The sequence below is a fragment of the Sinorhizobium sp. 6-70 genome, from assembly GCF_030124375.1.
In the GTDB taxonomy this organism is placed as follows: Bacteria; Pseudomonadota; Alphaproteobacteria; order Rhizobiales; family Rhizobiaceae; genus Sinorhizobium.
Genome location: NZ_JASKLS010000026.1, coordinates 1 through 22,469 on the forward strand (window position 1 = coordinate 1; position 22,469 = coordinate 22,469).

Here is a 22,469-nt window from a genome sequence, read left to right on the forward strand (position 1 = left end):
AGAGCGAAGGTCATCGTCGCCAGCAGCGCCGCCGCCCTCGTCAGTGATCGGGCTTATAGACCCACCACCTCCGACACGTCAACATCCATTTTCAAAAAAAATGACAGTTTTCTGACAAAGCCCGGCGGCGTAAGGCTTTGCGGGTCGAAGATTCTTTTTTCGCCGCATCCGCCGCCCTGTGGGTGCACAATTTCGCCCTCACTTCTTCACAATCGACCGATCTAAGCGGCATCATCGATGCTTCGCTACGGGGACAGACGGCGGGAGGCTTTTCTTCGCCGATTTGACTTCGACGCTTGGAGGATGCACATCTTCGCGTAACGTATCGACGCAAGAATACGGCAAGTGCAATCAGGGGACATCCAGCCTGGCATGATCACCGACAAGAAAATGGTCCGGTCGCTCGGCGACCAGCCTCCGATCCTTGCGGATGGCCGCCGCGCGCCCGACCGGCGCGAGATCTCGGTGCGCTGGCTGTCGGGCACGTTCCTCACCGGCATCACTTCGAGCCTGTTGATGGGCGTCGCGCTTTTTGCGGCTCTCGACGGCCGGCAGCAATTGGCGATCCCGGCCGAGGCTTTTGCAGCACTCGATCCTTCCGCTCCAGGCGGCGTTCCGATCAATACCGCCAAGCGCGGCGACCGCATCCTCTCGCCAAACGTCGTCGCCAAGCCGGCCGACAAGACGGTGATGGAAGTCTCGACGATGATCCACGACGGCGAAAAGGAGGTCGTCCGTCGGCAGCCCTTCGTCCACGTGAAGATGGCACTCGCGGCCAATCATCAGACGTCTGAAAACTATCCCGCATTCGACCCGCTGGCGATCTTCGCGACTGATGACGGTGACGCCGAAGCTCCGGCGGCAAGGACAGGCACCATCTACGGTTCGGATGTCGAATCCGAAGTGGCGCTGAAAACCGTCGACTTTCCGCTGAAGGGATCAGGCTTGACCTTCGGCCCATCCATGTCGCTCGACGAGGTGGAGGAAAACGTCCGCACCAATGGCTCCGTCCTGACGGAGGGCAATACGCAGGTTGCTTCGCTCTTCTATGTCGATCCGCAACGCTTCGCTTCGGATGCCGGCGATCTCGATCTGATCCAGGGGCTTTCGGCCCGGATCGTCGAGGAGAACATGAGCGTTTCGGCGTATGAGAACATCACCAAGCAGAGCACCGAATACGCCGATGACGTCATCCCGGTGCGCCGACCGACACCGATTGCGACCGTGATGGTGAATGCCGGCTATGCCACGGCGCAGGCCGAGGATGCAGGAGGCTACATCGAAGAGGCGCTCGGCGCCAAGGAACTCGCCGCCGGCGACGTCCTGCGTGTCGGCATCATTCAGAAAGGCGAAGAAGCGCGTATCGTGCGCGCCACCATCTACTCGCGCAATCGTCACGTGCTCACCATGGCCGTCGACGACAAGGGCCGTTTCGTCCCCGGTGCCGAACCGCCGAAACTCGATGCGGTCGCGACGGCTTTCGACGACAACGGCACGCCGGTCGTCACCAGCGGCCATGATCTGCCCCGCGTTTACGACGGTATCTATCGAGCCGCCCTCTCCTACGGCATGAATTCCGACATGGTGGCCCTGGTGGTCAAGCTGTTGGCAAGCAATGTCGACTTCCAGGCGCAGTTGAAGCCGACAGATTCACTCGAGGCGTTCTTCTCGGTCACCGACGAAAGCGGGCTCGCGACCGACGACTCCGAACTTCTCTACGTGAATGCCAAGTTCGGCGATGCCGAAACCCGGTTCTACCGTTTCCAGGACCCGGACGACAATTCGATCGACTACTTCGACATGGACGGCAAGAGCATCCGCCAGTTTCTTTTGCGCAATCCCGTTCCGAACGGCCATTTCCGTTCCGGTTTCGGCATGCGCCGGCACCCGATCCTCGGCTTCTCCCGCATGCATACGGGTGTTGACTGGTCGGCGCCGCGCGGCACGCCGATCATCGCCGCGGGCAACGGTACGGTCGAGAAAGCCGGCTGGGACTCCGGCGGCTACGGCAACCAGACGCTGATCCGCCATGCCAACGGCTACGTCTCGTCCTACAACCACCAGAGCGCGATCTCCAAGAGCGTCAAGCCGGGCGCCAAGGTCGTCCAGGGCCAGGTGATCGGCTGGGTCGGCACGACCGGGCTTTCGACCGGTCCGCATCTCCACTACGAACTGATCGTCAATGGCAACAAGGTCGATCCCCTGCGCATCCGCCTGCCCGGCGGCAAGTCGCTCAAAGGAGAAGCGCTGGCGAAGTTCGAGAAGGAACGCGAACGGATCGATGAACTCCTCGGCAAGGACGAGGGCAACGAGGTTGCGAGCAAGTAACGCTCACCGCTGTAATGCGGAAAGGCCGCCCTCCGGCGGCCTTTTGTGTTTTTGATGTTCCACAGCGCCGCGCGTCTGATAAGACAAGCAAAGGACGCTGTAGCGCTTTGAATTGCTGCATGTTTTATCCTTAAATCGGCGACGATGTAAGGGAAACATGCAGTAGCTTACGCGGCTTCCTTCTCGCCGGAGGTCCCGCGCTTGAAGTTCAGCCGGTCGGAGCCGGCAAGAACCTTCACGACCGAGCCGTCCGGGAACTCGCCCTGCAGCATCTTTTCGGCCAGCGGATCCTGAACATATTTCTGGATCGCCCGCTTCAAGGGCCGAGCGCCGTACGCGGGGTCATAGCCCTTGTCAGCCAGGAAGGCCCGCGCTTCGTCCTCCAGCTCGATCGTGATCTTGCGATCGGCAAGCAGCTTGCGCAGCCTTTCGAGCTGGATATCGACAATTGCACCCATTTCCGAGCGACGCAGGCGGTGGAACAGGATGATCTCGTCGACGCGGTTCAGGAATTCAGGACGGAAGGCGGCTCTCACCACCTCCATCACCTGGTCGCGAACCGCGTCGCTGTCCTCGTTCTCGCCGAGCGCGGCCAGGTATTCCGCACCGAGGTTCGAGGTCATGATGATCATCGTGTTCTTGAAGTCGACCGTGCGCCCCTGACCATCGGTCAATCGTCCGTCGTCAAGCACCTGCAAGAGCACGTTGAAGACATCCGGATGCGCCTTCTCGATCTCGTCGAAGAGCACGACCTGGTAGGGCCGGCGGCGGACGGATTCGGTCAGCGCTCCGCCCTCTTCATAGCCGACATAGCCAGGAGGCGCACCGATCAGCCGAGCAACGGAGTGCTTCTCCATGTACTCCGACATGTCGATCCGCATCAGCGCCGTCTCGTCATCGAAGAGGAACCGGGCAAGCGCCTTGGTCAACTCCGTCTTACCGACGCCGGTAGGCCCAAGGAAGATGAACGAGCCGATCGGACGGTTCGGGTCCTGAAGCCCTGCGCGCGAACGCCGGACCGCGCGCGAGACCGCCTGCACCGCATCGCCCTGGCCGACGACCCATTTTGCCAGTTCGTCTTCCATCCTCAGCAGCTTCTCGCGCTCGCCCTCAAGCATCTTGTCGACGGGAATGCCGGTCCAGCGCGAAACGATATGGGCGATGTTGTCGGGCGTAACGACCTCCTGCACCATCGCATCGGCACTCGAACCGTCCTGACTTTCAGCGTCGGCAAGCGCCTTCTCGAGTTTCGGGATCACGCCGTAGGCGAGTTCGCCAGCGCGCTGGAATTCACCCTTGCGCTGAACGATCTGAAGCTCGATGCGTGCCTCGTCGAGCTGTTTCTTGAGATCGGCAGCTTGCCCGAGTTTCTGCTTTTCAGCCTGCCAGCGCGCCGTCAGCGCGGAAGCTTCCTCTTCAAGAGAGGCCAGGTCGAGTTCCAGTTTCGCGAGACGATCCTTGGAGGAAGCGTCGGTTTCCTTCTTCAGGGCTTCGCGCTCGATCTTCAACTGGATGACACGCCGGTCGAGTTCGTCGAGTTCCTCCGGCTTGGAGTCGACCTGCATCCTGAGGCGCGATGCAGCCTCGTCCATCAGGTCGATTGCCTTGTCCGGCAGGAAGCGGTCGGTGATGTAGCGGTTGGAAAGCGTCGCGGCGGCCACCAGCGCGGAATCCGAGATCCGTACCTTGTGGTGCTGTTCATACTTCTCCTTGAGACCGCGCAGGATCGAAATCGTGTCCTCGACCGTCGGCTCGTCCACCATCACTGGCTGGAAGCGACGGGCAAGGGCGGCATCCTTCTCGACATGCTTGCGATACTCGTCGAGCGTCGTCGCGCCGACGCAGTGCAATTCGCCGCGGGCAAGCGCGGGCTTCAGGAGGTTCGAGGCATCCATGGCCCCGTCCGCCTTGCCGGCGCCGACCAGCGTGTGCATCTCGTCGATGAAGAGAATGATTTCACCGTTCTCCGACTGGACCTCGTTGAGCACCGCCTTCAGCCGCTCTTCGAATTCGCCGCGGAATTTTGCGCCGGCTATCAGCGCGCCCATATCGAGCGCCATCAGCCGCTTGTCCTTGAGGCTCTCCGGCACGTCACCATTGACGATGCGCAGCGCCAAGCCTTCGGCGATCGCCGTCTTGCCGACGCCGGGCTCACCGATCAGCACCGGGTTGTTCTTGGTCCGGCGCGAAAGCACCTGGATCGTGCGGCGGATTTCGTCATCGCGGCCGATCACCGGATCGAGCTTGCCCTCCCGCGCTTCCGCCGTCAGGTCGCGCGCGTATTTCTTGAGCGAGTCGAAGCCCTGCTCGGCATTGGCGCTGTCGGCCGTGCGCCCTTTACGGATTTCATTGATGACCTGGTTGAGCTTGGTCGGCGTGACGCCCGCCTTCGACAGGATCGATGCGGTCGCAGCCGAGCTTTCGATCGCCAGCGCCAGGAGCAGGCGCTCGACGGTCACGAAGCTGTCGCCAGCCTTCTTCGCGGCCTGTTCGGCTGCAGTGAAAACCTTGGCGAGCGGCTGCGACAGGTAGACGGAACCGTTCCCGCCGGAAACCTTCGGGAGCTTGGCCAGGGCGGCAGCCGTGCCGGCCCGCGCCTCGCGTGCATCACCGCCGGCGCGCTCGATCAAGGACGCGGCCATGCCCTGATCATCGTCGAGCAATACCTTGAGGACGTGCTCGGGCGTGAACTGCTGGTGTCCCTCTGCCAACGCATAGGTCTGCGCCGATTGCAGGAAACCGCGGACACGCTCGGAATATTTCTCGATATTCATTCTCTACCTCCATAGCCCGGCGAGCCCATCTGCGTGGCACTGGCCGGCGTTTCAGGATCAGGCTCCCGCATTCGGCAAGCCCGTCACGCCAGCGCCGCTCGTCTTATCAGACGCGCAAAGATCGCTGACGCTTTGAAATGCTGCATAATTTTATCCTGAGATCGATTTCGATCTAAGGAATTATGCAGTGAGAGCATGTCCTCGCATTGCGCGCGATCAAGTCCTCGAAGCGGAATATGGGGCAGCATTTTCAGAAATTAAAGTGCCGCAACGGAAGGCGTTCAGGGAAATCTCGATGGGCAAGTGGCGCCTGCCTGTTCCGATCAAAGAGCGCCTCGATCATCGAGCGGTAGACACAAGAAAACCCGACTGCTGGCAGCCGGGTTCTCGTCAAATCGTGGCGTAGGGCCGCGCGAAACGCGGCGGAATGCATTTATTCCGAGGTGGCAAGCGCCGGCGCATCGCCGGAAGCTTCTCCGCCCGGCTGGGCGTCGCCCGATGCTTCGTCCTGCGCGCCGCGGCGCGGCTGGCGGCGCGGGCGGCTCGCGCTGCGACGGCGAGAGGCCGGGCGGCTGGACGCGGCCGCAGGGGTTTCCTCTTCCATTGCAACTTCGGCAGGTGTGCCTTCGATCACCGGCTGCGGACCGGAACCGTCGATCACCGGCTGAGGCGCGCTCACTGAAGGCTGGGCTGCAGCCGAGACAGGTGCCTCTTCGGCATAGACCTGATCCAGATCGTCCTGATCGCGGTCGACCACGTCCCTTTCCTGGTAGTCCTGGCGCTCTTCGCGCTGGAAACGATCCTGCATCTGCGCCTGGGCAGCCGCGATGATGCGGTTGTAGTGTTCGGCGTGCTGCAGGTAGTTTTCGGCCATGACGCGGTCGCCGGAACTCTGGGCATCGCGCGCAAGGGCGCCGTACTTCTCGGCGATGTGCTGGGCCGTACCGCGAATTTTCACGTCAGGACCGGAGCTGTCGTAAGTCCGCGTAAGCGGATTGGATCCCTTACGATTGTGATTGTTGTTTCCGTTATTGTTGTTATTTCGCCCACGGCCGCGCTTGTTTTGCTGTCCTGGCCTCATTGTACATTCACCCGAATTTTCTTGATAATGATGATCATGTGGTTCCGCATCCCGGCCGGATCTGTCCGCGCCCGAGAAAACACGCGCCGCAACAGACCGCATATAGCGATCTCGGCGCCGGCTGACGTCAAATTAACAGGTACCCGCACGAGGCACTGTCGAACCCTAGCAACTCTTTCTTGAGAGCAATCCCCGTGGCCAGGTCATACCGGAACGAATCTTTGGTCAATGACCTTCTGCCCAGTGCGCGGGGGCAAACTAGCCCGCTTCCTTTAGGATTCCAAGCCCTTTCTTTGCCCTTCGAGAAAAGAGATGCGCCGATGCAGCATTTTTTCAACGATCGCTGCCGCATTCTCCGTCGCGCTTGAACATGAGGACCCGGTCGTTGCCACCAAGGTCCTTCGCGCTGTCGTGCAAGCGCAACCCTTGCGCCGCGAACAGCGCCGTTACCACCTGCTTTTGATCGAAACCGATTTCCAAGCCGATTACGCCGTCTGCTTCAAGATGACGATCGGCGCGAAGGGCGATGGCACGATAGGCATCAAGCCCGTCGTCTCCGCCATCAAGAGCAGCGGCCGGATCATAAAATTTCACTTCCGGCTCAAGCTCATCGACGACTCTGGACTGGATATAAGGCGGATTTGAGACGATCACATCGAACCGCCCCTCGACCCCCTCGAACCAGTTGCTCCGAAGCGTCTGGAAGCGTCCAGCAAGGCCGTTGCGCTCTGCGTTGTCGCGTGCCGTTGCCAAGGCGTCTTCGGATATATCGGTACCAAGACCGCTGGCTTCAAGTACCTGATCGAGAAGTGCGAGACAGATTGCCCCTGTTCCAGTGCCGAGATCGACGATCCGGCAGGCCCCCTTGCTGGCGACGATCCGCCGCATATGCGGGATCATGCAATCAACCAGCGTTTCCGTGTCCGGTCGCGGTTCGAGAGTGTCCTTCGAGAGCTTGAGGGTCAGTCCGTAGAACTCCCTTTCGCCCAGGATGCGGTAGACCGGCTCGCGCGCTGCGCGACGGTCGATAGCGGCACGGATGCGCGCCGCGACGGTGTCGTCGACCGCCTCCCCTCCTCGCACCATCAAGGCGGCAAGCGAAAGCCCCAGCAGCCCCGATATCAAATGCCGCGCATCGAGCGCCGCCGTCTCGATACCGGCGGCCTTCAGCCTGTCGCGGCTTTCGGCAAGAAGGCGGTCGAGCGTCTCGGCCATTGCGGCTCAGCCCTGCTGCTCGCCGAGAAGCGCAAGCTGGCTCGCCTGATGATCCGCCAGCAGCGCATCCACAACCTCGTCGATCTCACCTTCCATCATCCGGTCGAGCTTGTAGAGTGTCAGGTTGATGCGATGATCCGTGATGCGCCCCTGCGGGAAATTATAGGTGCGAATTCGCTCCGAGCGATCGCCGGAACCCACCTGGCTCTTGCGATCCGCCGAACGCTCGCTGTCGGCGCGCTGGCGCTCCATGTCGAAGAGCCGTGAGCGCAGCACCTGCATCGCCTTGGCGCGGTTCTGATGCTGCGATTTCTCCGAACTCGTGACGACGATGCCTGTCGGAATATGGGTGATGCGGACCGCCGAGTCGGTCGTATTGACGTGCTGGCCGCCGGCGCCCGAAGATCGCATCGTATCGATGCGGATATCCTCGGGCCGGATCTCGATGTCGATCTCCTCAGCCTCGGGCAGTACCGCAACAGTAGCAGCGGAGGTATGGATGCGTCCGCTCGCCTCGGTCTCCGGCACGCGCTGCACCCGGTGGACGCCGGATTCGAACTTCAATCGCGAGAAAACCCCACGACCCGACACGGTGGCGATGATCTCCTTGTAGCCGCCGGCCTCGCCCTCGCTTGCGGAAAGAACCTCGACACGCCAGCCCTTGGTCGAGGCGTAACGCTCGTACATGCGGAAGAGGTCGCCGGCAAAGAGCGCCGCTTCCGAGCCGCCGGTGCCGGCGCGGATTTCAAGAATCGCGCTTTTTTCGTCAGCCGCATCCTTCGGCAGGAGCAGGATCTGAATTTCCTGCTCAAGCGCGTCGATCTGCTCCTCGACGTCGGGCTTTTCCATCTCCGCGAGGTCGCGCATCTCCTTGTCCGTCGTCCGGTCGGAGAGCATGGCATTGATGTCGGTAAGTTCAGCCGTCGCCTTCTCGTACGCACGGATCTTCGTCACGACCGGCTGCAGCTCGGAATATTCCGAGGCCAGTTTCACATAAACGTCCGCCGACGGCCCGGCCGACATGCGAGCTTCGATTTCACCGAACCGGCGCTCCAGTTCGCGCATCTTTTCAACGGGAAGCTTTGCCAAATGTAACTCCAAATGCGTTCGCCCCCGCCCGGGTGCATCCGGGCGTGGCTACTGCATGATTCCTTAAATCCGAATCGATTTAAGGGCAAAATCACGCAGCAACTCAAAGCTCCACAGCGACCTTTGCGCGCCTGAATAGACGCGCGCCGCTGTAAGGACGCTTCAATCCTGTCTAAACCGGTATGCCGTTCGCCGCTGCGAAATCGACAAGGAGCTGCCGAACGGACGTTTGGGATTTCACGTCGTCGAGAGCAGCTTCCAGGATTTCGGCCAGCCTGCCGGCATCGAGCGCCAAGAGCATCGCCTTGACCGGCCCGACTGCGGTCGGCGACATCGACACCGAGCGGAAGCCGAGGCCGAGCAGCGCCATCGCCGACAACGGCTTGCTCGCCATTTCGCCACAGAGCGTGACCGGCGTGTCGTTGCGCTCGCCGGCCCGCACGATATCGCGCAGGATACGCAGGAATGGCCGGTCGAGAATGTCGAAACGATCGGACACACGGGCATTGCCGCGGTCGACGGCCATCGCGAACTGGAAGAGATCGTTCGAACCGACGGAAACGAAATCCACCTCTGCCATCAGTTCGTCGAGCTGCCACATCAGCGCCGGAACTTCCAGCATCGCACCGAACTGCAGCTTGCGCGGCAACTGCTCGCCAAGCTTCGACTGGCGCTCGATCTCCTTCTGCAAAAGTTCGCGCGCGCTCTTGAGCTCGGAGACTTCCGTCACCATCGGCAGCATCAGCTTGAGTTCAGCGCCGGCGGCTGCTCTCAACATCGCCCTCAACTGCGTGCGCAGAAGCCCGGGCCGGTCGAGCGAAAGCCGTATCGCGCGCCAGCCGAGCGCCGGGTTCTCCTCTTCCGCCGCGCGGAAATAGGGGACCACCTTGTCGCCGCCGATGTCGAGCGTGCGGAAGGTCACCGGCTTGCCGCCCGTTTGCTTCAGCACGCTGCGATAGAAGGCCTCCTGTTCCTCTGCCTTCGGCATGGTCGAAGCGATCATGAATTGCAGCTCCGTGCGGAAAAGGCCGATGCCTTCCGCCCCCGCCTCGTTCAGATGCGGCAGATCGACCAGCAGGCCGGCGTTCATCTGCAGCGTGATGCGCTTGCCATCCTTCGTCAGCGGCTCGACATCTTTCAGCGCACGAAACTGGGCCTGCCGGCGGGCACGGAACCGCACCTTCTCCTCATAGGCCCGCTGCAGGTCGGCCAAGGGCCGCAAATGCACCTTCGCATCGTCGCCGTCGACGATGATCGCGTCGCGGTTTTCGGCAAGCGCGACCGCCCCCGCCGCCTGGCCCACGACCGGGATCCCCATGGCGCGGGCGACAATCACTACATGGCTCGTGACCGCGCCCTCTTCAAGGACCAGGCCGCGCACCCTCTCTCGCGGATAGTCGAGCAGTTCCGCCGCCCCCATAGCGCGGGCGATGATGATCGCGTCATTGGGGAAATCGGCTGCCGAAAGCCTGGCGCCATAGCCGGAAAGCTGGCGCAGCAGGCGGTTGGCAAGATCGTCGAAATCGTGCATCCGCTCACGGAGATAAGGATCGGTGAGCCGGATCATCCGCGCCTTGGTCTCGCTCTGGACGCGTTCGACGGCCGCTTCCGCCGTCAGGCCGTTGCGGATCGCTTCTTCAAGCTTCCTCACCCAGCCGCGATCGTGAGCGAACATCCGATAGGTTTCAAGCACCGCCCGATGTTCGCCCTCCATCGAGACTTCGCGGCGCGACAGCATGTCGTCGATCGAGATACGCAGGGAACCGAGCGCCTCTGCGAGGCGCTGCAATTCCTGTTCCGTATCCTCGTTGAGCAGGTTCGTGACGACGATCCTCGGCTCGTGCAGCACGACGTAGCCGAGGCCTATGCCTTCGCCGAAGCTGTTGCCTTCGATCGAGACCGGGCGCGAAAGATCGAGTTCGAGCCCCGGCTTGGTGATCTTCTTCAATTCGCCGGTCGCGACCATCTCGGCGAGAACCATCGCCGTCGTTTCCAGCGCCTCGACCTCGTCCTCGCGATAGTTGCGCATCGCCTTGTTCTGCACGACGAGAACGCCGAGCGCGCGTCCCGTACGCAGAATCGGCACGCCGAGGAAGGAGTGGTAGATCTCTTCGCCCGTCTCCGGCAGGTAGGTGAAGGCCGGATGCGACTGCGCATCGGAAAGATTGAGCGGTCGTGCCGAGGCGGCGATCGTACCGACGAGACCCTGCCCCATCTTCAACTGCGCCAGGTGGACCGCGGTCTTGTTCAGACCTTCGGTGGCGTAAAGTTCGAGCACGCCATCGGAACGCAGCACGTAGACGGAGCACACTTCCGCGACCATGTTCTGTGCGATCTGGCGCACGATCCGGTCCAGGCGCTCCTGCGGCTCAAGCGGTTCCGCCATGAGCTCGCGCAACCGCTTGAGGAGAACGCGCGGACCTGCGGAAAGGTCTCTCATCGCGTAAGGTCTCCAGTATAAGAATTACCGACGACATACATCAGGACCTACGGCCCTTCGAGCCGCGAATCCAAATCGAATGTCTGCTGTTTAACTCTTATCCAGACCGTAGGCGGAATGCAAAGTGCGAACCGCCAATTCCGCATATGGACCGTCGATCAGAATGGATATCTTGATCTCGGACGTGGTAATGGCCTTGATGTTGATGCCCTTGTCGGCGAGCGCCCGGAAGGCCGATGCGGCGACACCCGCATGGCTGCGCATGCCGATGCCGATCACCGAGACCTTGACGAGGCCGGACTCCGACTGGGCGACGTCGTAGCCGATCTTTTCCTTGTTGTCGGAAAGCACCTTCAGCGCCTTGTCGACATCGCCGGACGGAACGGTGAAGGTCATGTCCGTCTTCGAGCCGTCTTCCGAAATGTTCTGCACGATCATGTCGACGTTGATATGGGCTTCCGCGAGCGGGCCGAAGATCGCGGCGGAAACGCCCGGCCGGTCTGCCAGACGGCGCAGCGAAATCTGGGCTTCATCCTTGGCATAGGCAATGCCGGTTACGACTTCCTGTTCCACGATCTCATCCTCATCACAAATCAGCGTTCCGGGCGGGTTCAGAAGGTCACCCATGCCCGGCGCATCGGGATCCTCGAAAGAAGAGCGCACGAAGGTGCGAACCTTGTGCACCATGGCGAGCTCGACCGAGCGCACCTGCAGCACCTTGGCGCCGAGCGAGGCCATTTCCAGCATTTCCTCGAAGGCGATTTTCTTCAGCCGGCGCGCCTTGGGCTCGATCCGCGGATCGGTCGTATAGACGCCGTCGACATCGGTATAGATGTCGCAGCGGTCGGCCTTCACCGCGGCGGCAATCGCGACCGCGGAGGTGTCGGAACCGCCGCGCCCGAGCGTCGCCAGCCTATTGTCCGGACCAAGGCCCTGGAAGCCGGCGATCACCGCCACTTGGCCCTCGCCCATCCGACGAATGATGTCGGCGCCCTCGATGTCGAGGATGCGGGCGGCGCCGTGGGCGTTGTCGGTCTTGATCGGGATCTGCCAACCCTGCCAGGAGCGCGCGTTGATGTTCATCGATTGCAGCGCGATCGCCAGCAGCCCCGAGGTGACCTGCTCACCGGAGGCAACGACGGCATCATATTCGCGCGCGTCGTAGAACGGGGCGTTCGAACCAGCGACCTTCGGCATGGTTTCGACCCAGCCGACCAGCTCGTTGGTCTTGCCGGACATGGCGGAAACGACGACGGCGACCTGGTGGCCGGCATCGACTTCGCGTTTCACATGGCGGGCGACATTGTAGATGCGTTCCAAATTTGCGACGGACGTTCCGCCGAATTTCATCACGATGCGTGCCATTTCGCCTCTACCGGTACCGATGTTTGCGCGCGAGCGCGCGACAGGGAAAGCGTCCCCGCCCGGCGCCTGACGATCAAAAAAGCTTGGGACTTCTCGGACATCGGCCAGTCACCGCTTCGGGGAGCGGAAAGTCGCGGCGTCTCTTAGCGGATCAACGAGCGCCGTGCAATGGCAAGGCGACGGATTGGCGAGGTTCCAGCCGGCGTTGGAACCGGCCTTCCGACCCCCTACAGCGCCGCGCGTCTTATCAGGCGCGCAACGGACGCTGTAGCGCTTTGAATTGCTGCATGTTTTCATCCCAAACCGGCTACGATTTAAGGAAACATGCAGTAGTCGCGCCCAGGTTGAAAATCTCCGTCCGCGGTGCTAACAAGGCGCTGCAACTCAATTGATGAAGGGAGGGCTGCGCGTGATTACCTATTTCCGGCACCACCGCCAGCGTGGCCCCGTCTCCGCCCTGCAGATGCGTTTGCAGGGCTGACCAGAGACCGAACCTCATTCTCATCGCTTCCTGGTCTGCCCAGTCGTCGTGCGGAGCCGAACCATAGGTTCACTGGCTCCGCCTATCGTCATCACCCGAGCCGAATGGTCCCAACGCGCTGACGTTCGCATCCGGCCACCCGCTTCCACTCCAGCAATTGCGGGAAGCGGGAGCACCGCTCGGGCAGTCCAGAGAACGACAATGGCCTTGATCAATATAAAGAACCTCGGCGTCACCTTGGGCGCGCCGCTCTTTTCGAACCTCAACCTTTCGGTCGCAGCCGGCGACCGCATCGGCGTCGTCGCCGCCAACGGTCGGGGAAAATCCACGCTTTTGAAGTGCATCGCGGGCGGGCTTGATCCGACCGCAGGCGAAATCACGCGCTCGCGTGGTCTCACTGTCGGCCATGTCGAGCAAGCGTTACCTGCCACCATCTTGGACAAGCCGTTCTACGAAGCTGTCCGCCAGGCGTTGCCGGAGGAACAGGCGGAAGCCGAGAGCTGGCGGGTCGATGTCATGCTGGATTCGCTCGAAGTTCCGCCGGAGCTTCGCGAACGGCCGATCGCACAGCTCAGTGGCGGCTGGCAGAGGCTTGCGCTTCTTGCCCGCGTCTCGGTCACCGATCCGGACGCGCTGCTGCTCGACGAGCCGACGAACCATCTCGACCTCGCCAAGATCATGCAGCTGGAAAATTGGCTCAACAGCCTGCCCCGCGACGTTCCCGTGCTGATCTCCAGCCATGATCGCGCCTTTCTCGATGCAACGACGAACCGCACGCTGTTTCTGCGTCCCGAGCAGTCTCAGGTATTTTCGCTGCCCTATTCGCGCGCCCGCAGCGCGCTGGACGAGATCGATGCCTCGGATGAGCGGCGCTATCAGAAGGAGATGAAGACCGCCCAGCAACTGCGCCGGCAGGCGGCCAAGCTCAACAATATCGGCATCAACTCCGGCAGCGATCTCCTGACCGTCAAGACGAAGCAGTTGCGGCAGCGGGCGGAGCGTCTGGAAGATGCGGCGCGGCCGGGCTTTCAGGAACGATCATCCGGGGCGATCCGGCTCGCCAACCGCGGCACGCACGCCAAGACGCTGGTGACGCTCGATGATGTATCCGTGGAAGCGCCTGGCGGACGCCTGCTCTTCAAGACAGGCAAGCTCTGGATCTGCCAGGGCGACCGCATCGTGCTGCTCGGGCGGAACGGCGCCGGAAAGTCGCGGCTCATCAACCTGATCAGGACGGCGATATCCGGACCGGACCACGCATCGGAAAGCATCAAGCCAACGCCGTCTCTCGTGCTCGGCTACAGTGACCAGGATCTCGCTGGTCTGCCGGATGAGGATACCCCGCTTGCAGCCCTCGGCCGGCGTTTCGAGATCGGCGATCAAAGGGCGCGCGCCCTGCTGGCCGGTGCCGGGCTCGGCATCGACCTCCAGACGCGCCCGGTCGGCGTTCTTTCAGGAGGCCAGAAGTCAAGGCTGGCCATGCTTGTCCTGAGGCTCACCAATCCGAATTTCTACCTGCTCGACGAGCCGACCAACCACCTGGATATCGAAGGGCAGGAAGCGTTGGAAGGGGAACTGTTGGCGAACGAAGCGACCTGCCTTCTCGTCTCGCACGACCGCAGCTTCGTGCGCGCCGTCGGCAATCGCTTCTGGCTAATCGAAAACCGACGGCTCGTCGAGGTCGACGGTCCGGAGGATTTCTTTGCCTCCGCGGCAACAAGTCCGATGTGAGTGCAGCCCCCGCGACAACCCCGCCCGCTGGCGGGGTGTCGCTGAGCCGACGGAACAACACAATTCATCCTACCGCTTGGCAGCGGCGGCCGGCCTCGGTGGAAGAGCGATGACGCAGGCGACGTCACAACCGTCAAGCCTTCGCGTCAATACCGCTTCTACCGTCCAGGCGTTACGCCTGACGCCCGCCTCCAGCCGTCGCGCGATATTGTCGGCGCTGTGAGCTGGCTCGTCATGGAAGAGGAAGAGCCGCCCGGCCGGCGAAAGGTGCCGCGCCAGGACCACAAGCTCGCGCGTGGGATCTTTCCGCGCGAAAGCGCCGACGCGCAGGGCATAGGCTTTGTCGAAGCACGCCTCGCCGAAATCCGCAGAGGCAAGCTCGGCCGTATGAAACTGCGCGCGGCCAGCGACAAGATGATGTGCGTTTCGCCGCTTTGCCGCCACGATCATCGTCGCCGACCGGTCGACTGCGACGATCCGACCATCGATCAGCCTGTCGCAAACCATTGTCACCGCAACCCCATGGCCGCAGCCGATCTCGAGTATCTCCTCGGACGCTTCCGGCGATAGTACGTCGACGGCCCAGGCTATCCTGTCGTTCGGCACGGGCTGTCTCCTCGTCCCATCCGTCACGCCCGCCTTGGCATAGGAAGGCTGCCGCGGCGATGCATACCGCTCTTAAAATAATACCACTTGCAATACAGCATCAGTTTTGCGATCCTGCCATGATACCGCGGAATCCGCAGCTCGGCACGTCGTCAACGGGAGGAAAGACAATGCGCAAGATTATTATGTGGGACATGGTCAGCGTCGACGGCTTCTTCGAGGCGCCGGATCACGACATAAGCTGGTTCGTCTTCGAGGATGAACTCGCAGCCTACATCGGCGAGACGCAGATGGAAGCCGGCACGCTGCTCTTCGGTCGTGCGACCTACGAGATGATGGCGGCCTATTGGCCGGCGGCCGAGGGCGACATCGCCACCTTCATGAACGGTATCGAGAAATTCGTGTTCTCGAGAACGCTGAAGAGCGCCGACTGGCACAACACGACCCTCGTTTCAGGCGACGCTGTCGCGCAGGTGGAGCGGTTGAAGGAGCTCGACGGCGGAACAATCTTCATCTTCGGCAGCGCCGATTTCGCTGCGACCCTGACGGCGAAGGGGCTCGTCGATGAGTACCGCCTCGGCATCAATCCCGTGCTGCTCGGCAAAGGCGTGCCCCTCTTCCAGAATATTCCGGAGCGCACGAACCTGAAGCTCACGCATACACGCCCGCTCAAATCCGGCGTCGTCGTCCTGCATTACCAGCCGCAATCCGCTTGATCCCTATCTCGTCTTCGCCGCTCCGGGCGCACGAGGTCTCGACGGGCGTGCGTGGCCGTTGAGCACGCCCCTTGACATCGCCCTTCGATCGTCCGACTTCACGATCAGAATGAAGAAGTGTCGAGCGGGCCGAACCTTATCCGCCGACTGCAAGGAGACTCTGATGAGCGAGACGGCACGCACCACGATCGACCAGAGCGAAGTGGACCGGTTTTCCGCGATGGCCGCGGAATGGTGGGATCCGACCGGCAAGTTCCGTCCGCTGCACAAGTTCAATCCGGTGCGCCTTGCCTATATCCGCGACAAGGTATCGGAACATTTCGGCCGCGAGCCCAAGGGTCCGCAGCCGCTCAAAGGCCTGCGGCTGCTCGATATCGGCTGCGGCGGCGGGCTTCTCTCCGAGCCGATGGCGCGCATGGGCGCAGATGTTCTCGGCGCCGACGCATCGGAAAAGAATATCGGCATCGCCAAGACCCACGCGGCCGGGAGCGGCGTTTCCGTCGACTACCGCGCAGTCACCGCGGAGGCGCTCGCCGAAGCCGGCGAGAGCTTCGACGTCGTCCTCAACATGGAGGTGGTGGAACATGTCGCCGACGTCGATTTCTTCGTCACCACCTGCGCCCATATGGTGCGTCCGGGCGGGCTTATGTTCATAGCCACGATCAACCGCACGGTGAAAGCCGCCGCGCTCGCGATCTTCGCCGCGGAAAACCTGTTGCGCTGGCTCCCACGCGGCACCCACCAATACGAGAAGCTGGTTCGTCCGGAGGAACTGGAAAAACCGCTCGAGGCAAGCGGTCTCGAGATCACCGACCGTACCGGCGTGTTCTTCAACCCGCTCGCCAATCAATGGAACCTGTCGAAGGATATGGACGTCAACTACATGATCGTCGCAAGGCGGCCGCGCTGACTTTTTGAAACGACGCGTTCCGGACGGAAAACCGCCACGCACTTTCCCTCATGCCGCCCTAATTCACGTCATCCGGCAGCACCGGCAGGGGTGCGATCTCGATGCCTTCTTCCAGAAGCGCCATCGCCTCTTCCGCGCTTGCCTTGCCGATCAGCCCGCGCTCCTCGGCCTCGCCATAGTGGATCTTGCGCGCTTCTTCCGGGAAACGTTCGCCGACGTCCTCGGCGTTCTCGCGGATCGAATTGACCAGTTCGCGGATCTTGGCGATCGTTTCCTTCTGAGCCCGATCCATCACGAGTGCCCGCGTCGCCTCCTTCTTGCGCGCGGTCGATACCGAAGGCGCCATCAGCTGCTTGCTGACGGAGTGAGAGCCGCATGCAGGACAGGCGACCAGACGCCGCTCGACCTGGGAATCGAAATCGTCGCTCGACGCGAACCAGCCTTCGAAGTCATGGCCATCATCACACGAGAGGTTGTAACGGATCACGCTGCAACGCCCCCTTTCCCGGTCGGCATCACCTCGTCCAGCACAAAACTGCGGCCATTCTTCAGATTGGGTATCTTCGCCCGCGCGCCATGCACCGCGGCAATGTCGATGTCGGCAACGATAATCCCCTCCCCGGCCGCGCCTGCCTCAGCGAGCACGCGGCCCCACGGGTCGATGATCATCGAATGACCGAAGGTTTCACGACCATCCTCGTGCGTTCCAGCCTGCGCAGCGGCGACGACGAAAAGGCCGTTTTCGATGGCGCGGGCGCGTAGCAGGATCTCCCAGTGCGCCTCGCCTGTCTGCTTGGTGAAGGCCGCAGGTATCGACATGATCTCGGCACCGGCAACGGCCTGCTGACGGAAGAGCTCGGGGAAGCGGACGTCGTAACAGATGGAAAAGCCCAGCTTGCCGAAGGCAAGATCGGCGACGCGCGCTGTCGCGCCGGGCTGGTATGCCGCACTCTCGCGCCAGCTTTCGCCATTCTCCAGATCCACGTCGAACATATGGATCTTGTCGTAGTCGCAGACCTTGACCCCGTCCGGCCCGAAGAGGAAGCCGCGGTTGGCGATCTTGCCGTCGGAAAGCGCTATCGGCGTCGAGCCGATATGGAGATAGACGCCGAGCTCGCCGGCAAGAGGCGCGGCCTCGCGCACGACGATGTCGTTCGCCTCGTCCTTGAGCACGGATCGAAGTCCTGCCCGATCACGCTGTATGGCACCGGTCATTTCCGGTGTCTGGATGTAGGTCGCGCCTTGAGCAGCCGCCTCACGCACGAGCTTCGCCATCGTCTCCACGTTTCTTGCGGGATCGACGCCGGAGCACATCTGGACGGCAGCAGCCTTGAAACTCATCTTTCTTCTCTCCCTAGCCATCCTCGCGCAGGCCGGGCTCTCGCACGTTTGCGATGGCTGCGCGTCAAACCTTCAGGCAGCAAGCAGTGCGTCGAGCTTGCCGGCGCGGTCGAGCGCGTGCAGGTCGTCGCAACCGCCCACGTGGAGGTCGTTTATGAAGATCTGCGGGAAAGTCATGCCGCCGTTCGACTTTTCGATCATCGTCTGGCGCAGGCCCGGATCATGGGTCGCGTCATGTTCGACGAAGTTGACGCCTTTGGTTTCGAGAAGTTTCTTTGCTGCCGAGCAATAGCCGCAGAACTGACGCGTATAAATGACGACCGAAGCCATATTGTTGGACCGCTCCTTCACCGGCACGACGCCGGATATCTGCCGCTACATGCTTCCTTGAATCGGTTCCTGTTCAAGGAAGCATGTAGCATTTCAAGGTGCTACAGCGACCTTTGCGCGTCTTATCAGACGCGCGGCGCTGTAGTCATATAGGACCGGACATGGCTCTTGCAAAGGTCAAAACCGTGACATCTCCGGCCCCCGCCCGCTTCAGCGCGCGGGTCGCGGCCGAGACGGTTGCACCGGTCGTATATACATCGTCGACGAGTATGATTCTTTTCCCGCTGAGACCCGGCCTGCCGCTTTCAGGGACGACGAAAGCGCCACGCACATTCTCCTCACGCGCCCGGGCGCCGAGACCGACCTGCCGGCTGGTGCGTTTGATGCGGCGAAGCACGTCCGGTCGGTAGGGCTTTTCCGCACGCCGCGCGATGACACGGGCAAGCTCGGCGGCCTGGTTGAATTTTCGTCGCCAGAGGCGGAATGCATGGAGCGGAACCGGCACGATCATGTCGGCAGCCGCGACCGCGCCGTCGCTCGCGCGGATCATCCATTCACCCATCATCGGCGCAAGATCGGTGCGGTCGCGGTATTTCAGACCGTGGACGAGATCGCGCACGACACCGTCGTGGATCGCTACCGAGCGAAGCCGGTCGAAGACGGGGGGATCGGCGATAGCTTCGGGCGAGACGGAGCCCGGCCCGGGATCAAAGGCAAAGGGCAGCCCGAGGATCTCGCAATAGGGGCGCTCGATCAGCCGCAGGCCGGACCAACAAGCCGGACATACGGCGTGATGGTCGCCGGTCAGCCATCCGCAGCCGCAGCAGACCGGCGGATAGACAATACCGACGGCTTCGCGCCCGACGCGGCGCAACAATGCCGCCCAATGCGAAGCCTGATTTCGCCATCCTTCCGGTTCCATATGGTTGACTTTGTCCACGTCAGGGTTTCTTTGCATCCGTGATTTCGGAGAGAGTACCGTGGAAATCATCTTTGACCAGAGCCTCGTCGAGGCGCGCCGCCACAGGGCCCTCATCAACGGCGACCAGAAGGCAACCTTCCTGCTCGATATCGTGGCGCGGGAGCTCGCCGAGCGCGTCAGCGTCGTTGAAAGGCATTTCGACCGGGCAATGGAGTTGCATGGCTACACCGGTCCCACGGCGCGCTGTCTTGCCGCGACGGGCAAGGTCGGAACCATCGAGCGGGTGGAAACGGAGGACGGCTTCGGTTCCGGCGACCGACCCGTTACGGTCGCCCCGCTGGAGCGGATTCCCGCCGCACCGGAGTCGCTCAATCTCCTCGTGTCGCCGCTTTCGCTGCATCTGACCAACGATACGCCCGGCGTCTTCATCCAGGCCCGCCGCGTGTTGAAGCCGGATGGCCTGTTTCTTGCGGCGATCCCTGGCAACGGCACGTTGCAGGAGCTCCGCGATTCGCTGCTCACGGCCGAGGCCGAACTGACCGGCGGGGCGAGCCCAAGGGTCATTCCCTTTGCCGACGTTCGTGAAATGGGCGCCCTCCTGCAGCGGGCAGGCTTTGCCCTGCCGGTCGCGGACGCCGAAGCCTACACGGTCCGCTACGATTCACTTTTCGGGTTGCTGAAGGACCTGAGGGCCATGGGCATGGCCAACCCGCTGGCGGCCCGCAGTCGCGTGCCGGTTTCCCGGCGGTTTTTCCTGAGGGCGGCCGAGATCTATGCGGAACGCTTCTCCGATCCCGATGGCCGCATCCGCGCGACCTTCTCTATCATCTATGTTTCCGGTTGGGCGCCGCACGAGAGCCAGCAAAAACCGTTGAAACCCGGCTCCGCGAAGCAAAGGCTGTCCGAAGCGCTCGGCGTCAACGAACATCCGCTGAAAGAACGATAGGCGACACGACAGCGCCCTGCCGCTACTCGGACGCACATAGGTGGCTGTAGCACTTGGATTGCAGTAGACGCCGGTGTTCCGGCGCCGCCGGGGCGTCTTCACCCCCAGGTCGACTCCATCGTGTCCACCACATGATTGAAGAGACCGAGCAGCGAATCGGACAAGCTCTCGAGACCGATGAGCAGGCCAATGGAAATAAGCGCAGCGAGGAGACCGTATTCAATGGCTGTGGCGCCGTCTCTGCTGCGAATGAAGCCTGCGAACTTGCCCATCTGCCCCTCCCCGGTTTTTGCCCCCGGAACGGAAAATGCCGGCCTGCAGCGCCATGCGTCTTTTCACACGCACAAAGGTCGCAGCAGCAGGCCCGGCATTTCGTTCAACTCAGCATCCACTCTTGCTGCCATCCGCATCGATGATGCAGACGGCGCCCGGCATTTCCTGCAGCACGCTGCGGCGTACGGTGTAGCGCTTGCTCGTGCCGTTCGAAGGAACTGAGCCGGTTGAAATATTGTCGTATTCCATCGGTGTATTCGCCAGCATGCGCTTGTCTGCCTTTGACGACAGCATCGGCGTGAGGATCATCGTCAGCGCAATCACCGCCGTTCCGAACAGCAGCGACAGATTGAGCACGCCCGTCCGGCGGGCCTGGCTCGCCGCCAGATCCTTGTCCTGAACTGTCCTCCAGAAATCTTCGTCTACCATCCCAGCCTCGCAAACACGTGAAAGAGCGGCGGGCGAAGCACCCTTCCCAAGCCTCGACCTGACCACACCTGCTCGAAACCGGTGTCATGCCATAGCTGGCAAGCACCGAAACTGATGTCTCTAGCATGCCACGAGGGTGATAAACTTTTGATTAATAAACTTCGAGATTTCCGGTAGCTTCGTGCCCTGACGGGGAAACAATCGGGCCATACGCAATGGCGTGCGGCCGTTTCGGATCAGAGCAAATCCATCAGAAATGGGATCAGCGGCTCGTCCGCCGGAGGCATCGGATAGTCGCGCAGCGCTTTCGGCCGCACCCACTTGATCGTCTGGCCCTCTCGCCCCTCGGCAAAGCCCTCGTATCGCCGGCATACATAAAGCGGCATCAGCAGGTGAAAATCGTCATAGCTGTGGCTCGCGAAGGTGAGTGGAGCAAGGCATGCGACCTTGGTGCGGATGCCGAGCTCCTCCTCCAGTTCGCGGATCAGCGTCGCCTCCGGCGTTTCACCCGGCTCCACCTTGCCGCCCGGAAACTCCCAAAGCCCGGCGAGCGACTTTCCCTCCGGACGCTGCGCCAGGAGAACGCGGCCGTCGGAATCGACCAGAGCACAGGCAGCAACCAGCACGATCTTCTTTCCCTGCACATCCATGCGTCAGGCCCTCGGCGTGCGATAAAGGTAACGATAGACCTCGGTGAAGCCGGCCTTGCGGTAAAGTTCGACTGCCGCTTCGTTTTCCGTCTCCACCTGCAGCCAGGCTTTCTTCGCACCCTTAAGACGTGCCCAGCGCAGTGATGCATCGAGCAACGCCGAACCGACGCCCTTTCGGCGCACGCCTTCGGCTACCGCGAACTGCATGATACCGGCCAGGTCGTTGTCCTGGACGACCAGCGACACGGCGGTCGGGCCGATCTCAAGGTCCTCGAACAGGAACAGACCGCATTCCGGCTTGATGGCATTGATAATTTCGGTGAGTGCCGGCTTGGTCTGCGGCTCCTCCTTGCCGATCAGGATGCGCGCATCGACGAAACGACCGACATCCTTCATGGGGAGGTGGTCTATGCCGTCACCAAATTCGCGCTCGGCCAGGTCCGCCGTCAGCACCAGGCTATGTCCGAATGCGGCCCAGCCCTCATTGTCCATGTAGGCGATCAGTTGCGGCGGCGTCAGCGGCGTCTGGCGAACGGTGAGCGGACGGCCGTAATCGTCGAAACGTTTGCCTGCTTTTCCGAGCCGGATGGGAATGTCACGGTAATCCGATGGATCAAGTGGATTGACCGAGTTCAGGCGTTTGGACGCATGTCCCGCCGTAAGGCGGATCAGCCAGCTGCCGTCATACTGAACGCTCGCAGCCGGCCAGGCGCGGAAGCCGACGGCTTCCAGGCGGCGCACACTCGGAAGATCAACCATGATCGTTTCCCCAACCGCCGCGTCCGTCGTCGGCGGCTGCCCGTCATTCGATGTCATTCGTTCGCAACCTCGGATGAGAGAAC

The 22,469-nt window shown here is 62.0% G+C and carries 21 protein-coding genes; 6 read left to right on the forward strand and 15 right to left on the reverse strand.

What is annotated here, in order from left to right; all coding sequences use genetic code 11:
* Positions 1-225 (forward strand): hypothetical protein (locus QN222_RS29670; RefSeq protein ID WP_283964981.1); only part of this gene is annotated, 225 nt, incomplete at its 5' end.
* Positions 226-372: 147 nt separating this feature from the next.
* The gene (locus tag QN222_RS29675) at positions 373-2,328 is read left to right on the forward strand and encodes a M23 family metallopeptidase (protein WP_283964996.1); all 1,956 of its coding nucleotides are present in this window, start codon (positions 373-375) and stop codon (positions 2,326-2,328) included.
* A gap of 167 nt (positions 2,329-2,495) precedes the next feature.
* Here the strand turns inward: QN222_RS29675 and clpB are convergent, their stop codons facing one another.
* From clpB to QN222_RS29705, 6 genes are all read right to left on the reverse strand, one after another.
* The gene (gene clpB / locus QN222_RS29680; protein WP_283964982.1) at positions 2,496-5,102 is read right to left on the reverse strand and encodes an ATP-dependent chaperone ClpB; all 2,607 of its coding nucleotides are present in this window, start codon (positions 5,100-5,102) and stop codon (positions 2,496-2,498) included.
* A gap of 433 nt (positions 5,103-5,535) precedes the next feature.
* Positions 5,536-6,183 (reverse strand): DUF4167 domain-containing protein, encoded by a 648-nt coding sequence (locus QN222_RS29685; protein WP_283964983.1) that lies wholly within the window; start codon positions 6,181-6,183, stop codon positions 5,536-5,538.
* A 333-nt stretch (positions 6,184-6,516) separates the two neighbouring features.
* On the reverse strand, positions 6,517-7,398 hold the full coding sequence (prmC, locus tag QN222_RS29690) for a peptide chain release factor N(5)-glutamine methyltransferase (RefSeq protein ID WP_283964984.1): 882 nt from the start codon (positions 7,396-7,398) through the stop codon (positions 6,517-6,519).
* A 6-nt stretch (positions 7,399-7,404) separates the two neighbouring features.
* Positions 7,405-8,487, reverse strand: a complete 1,083-nt coding sequence (prfA, locus tag QN222_RS29695; RefSeq protein WP_283964985.1) for a peptide chain release factor 1 — start codon at positions 8,485-8,487, stop codon at positions 7,405-7,407.
* Between the two features lie 172 nt (positions 8,488-8,659).
* Positions 8,660-10,927, reverse strand: a complete 2,268-nt coding sequence (gene ptsP / locus QN222_RS29700) for a phosphoenolpyruvate--protein phosphotransferase (RefSeq protein ID WP_283964986.1) — start codon at positions 10,925-10,927, stop codon at positions 8,660-8,662.
* Positions 10,928-11,017: 90 nt separating this feature from the next.
* On the reverse strand, positions 11,018-12,292 hold the full coding sequence (locus QN222_RS29705) for an aspartate kinase (RefSeq protein WP_283964987.1): 1,275 nt from the start codon (positions 12,290-12,292) through the stop codon (positions 11,018-11,020).
* A 682-nt stretch (positions 12,293-12,974) separates the two neighbouring features.
* Between QN222_RS29705 and QN222_RS29710 the strand changes: the two genes are divergently transcribed.
* A complete protein-coding gene (locus QN222_RS29710; protein ID WP_283964988.1) occupies positions 12,975-14,504 on the forward strand; it encodes an ABC-F family ATP-binding cassette domain-containing protein in 1,530 nt (509 codons plus the stop codon).
* Between the two features lie 69 nt (positions 14,505-14,573).
* On the opposite strand, the gene QN222_RS29715 is transcribed toward QN222_RS29710, so the two are convergent.
* Positions 14,574-15,110 carry a methyltransferase domain-containing protein gene (locus QN222_RS29715; RefSeq protein WP_283964989.1) on the reverse strand — a complete coding sequence of 179 codons (537 nt, stop codon included), beginning with the start codon at positions 15,108-15,110 and terminating at the stop codon, positions 14,574-14,576.
* A gap of 170 nt (positions 15,111-15,280) precedes the next feature.
* On the opposite strand from QN222_RS29715, the gene QN222_RS29720 reads away from it, so the two are divergent.
* On the forward strand, positions 15,281-15,826 hold the full coding sequence (locus tag QN222_RS29720; protein ID WP_283964990.1) for a dihydrofolate reductase family protein: 546 nt from the start codon (positions 15,281-15,283) through the stop codon (positions 15,824-15,826).
* A 163-nt stretch (positions 15,827-15,989) separates the two neighbouring features.
* Positions 15,990-16,736 carry a bifunctional 2-polyprenyl-6-hydroxyphenol methylase/3-demethylubiquinol 3-O-methyltransferase UbiG gene (ubiG, locus tag QN222_RS29725; protein ID WP_283964991.1) on the forward strand — a complete coding sequence of 249 codons (747 nt, stop codon included), beginning with the start codon at positions 15,990-15,992 and terminating at the stop codon, positions 16,734-16,736.
* Positions 16,737-16,794: 58 nt separating this feature from the next.
* On the opposite strand, the gene QN222_RS29730 is transcribed toward ubiG, so the two are convergent.
* From QN222_RS29730 to QN222_RS29745, 4 genes are all read right to left on the reverse strand, one after another.
* Complete coding sequence (locus QN222_RS29730; RefSeq protein ID WP_283964992.1) at positions 16,795-17,223, reverse strand: DUF1178 family protein; 429 nt, start codon at positions 17,221-17,223, stop codon at positions 16,795-16,797.
* On the reverse strand, positions 17,220-18,077 hold the full coding sequence (locus QN222_RS29735; protein WP_283964993.1) for a carbon-nitrogen hydrolase family protein: 858 nt from the start codon (positions 18,075-18,077) through the stop codon (positions 17,220-17,222). The genes QN222_RS29730 and QN222_RS29735 overlap by 4 nt, the downstream gene beginning before the upstream one ends.
* A 72-nt stretch (positions 18,078-18,149) precedes the next feature.
* Positions 18,150-18,407: a glutaredoxin 3 gene (gene grxC, locus QN222_RS29740; RefSeq protein WP_283964994.1), complete on the reverse strand. Its 258-nt coding sequence runs from the start codon at positions 18,405-18,407 to the stop codon at positions 18,150-18,152.
* A gap of 145 nt (positions 18,408-18,552) precedes the next feature.
* Positions 18,553-19,329 (reverse strand): ComF family protein, encoded by a 777-nt coding sequence (locus QN222_RS29745; protein WP_284005752.1) that lies wholly within the window; start codon positions 19,327-19,329, stop codon positions 18,553-18,555.
* A 58-nt stretch (positions 19,330-19,387) separates the two neighbouring features.
* On the opposite strand from QN222_RS29745, the gene QN222_RS29750 reads away from it, so the two are divergent.
* Positions 19,388-20,275, forward strand: a complete 888-nt coding sequence (locus QN222_RS29750; protein ID WP_283964838.1) for a methyltransferase domain-containing protein — start codon at positions 19,388-19,390, stop codon at positions 20,273-20,275.
* A gap of 98 nt (positions 20,276-20,373) precedes the next feature.
* Here the strand turns inward: QN222_RS29750 and QN222_RS29755 are convergent, their stop codons facing one another.
* The 4 genes from QN222_RS29755 to QN222_RS29770 form a co-directional block, all read right to left on the reverse strand.
* Entirely contained in the window at positions 20,374-20,547 is a 174-nt protein-coding gene (locus QN222_RS29755) for a Flp family type IVb pilin (protein ID WP_283964839.1), read from the reverse strand.
* 109 nt (positions 20,548-20,656) lie between these two features.
* Positions 20,657-20,977 carry a hypothetical protein gene (locus QN222_RS29760; RefSeq protein ID WP_283964840.1) on the reverse strand — a complete coding sequence of 107 codons (321 nt, stop codon included), beginning with the start codon at positions 20,975-20,977 and terminating at the stop codon, positions 20,657-20,659.
* A gap of 236 nt (positions 20,978-21,213) precedes the next feature.
* Complete coding sequence (gene mutT, locus QN222_RS29765; RefSeq protein ID WP_283964841.1) at positions 21,214-21,627, reverse strand: 8-oxo-dGTP diphosphatase MutT; 414 nt, start codon at positions 21,625-21,627, stop codon at positions 21,214-21,216.
* A gap of 3 nt (positions 21,628-21,630) precedes the next feature.
* Positions 21,631-22,443, reverse strand: coding sequence for a GNAT family N-acetyltransferase (locus tag QN222_RS29770; RefSeq protein ID WP_283964842.1), 813 nt, complete (start codon positions 22,441-22,443; stop codon positions 21,631-21,633).
* Positions 22,444-22,469: the final 26 nt, after the last annotated feature.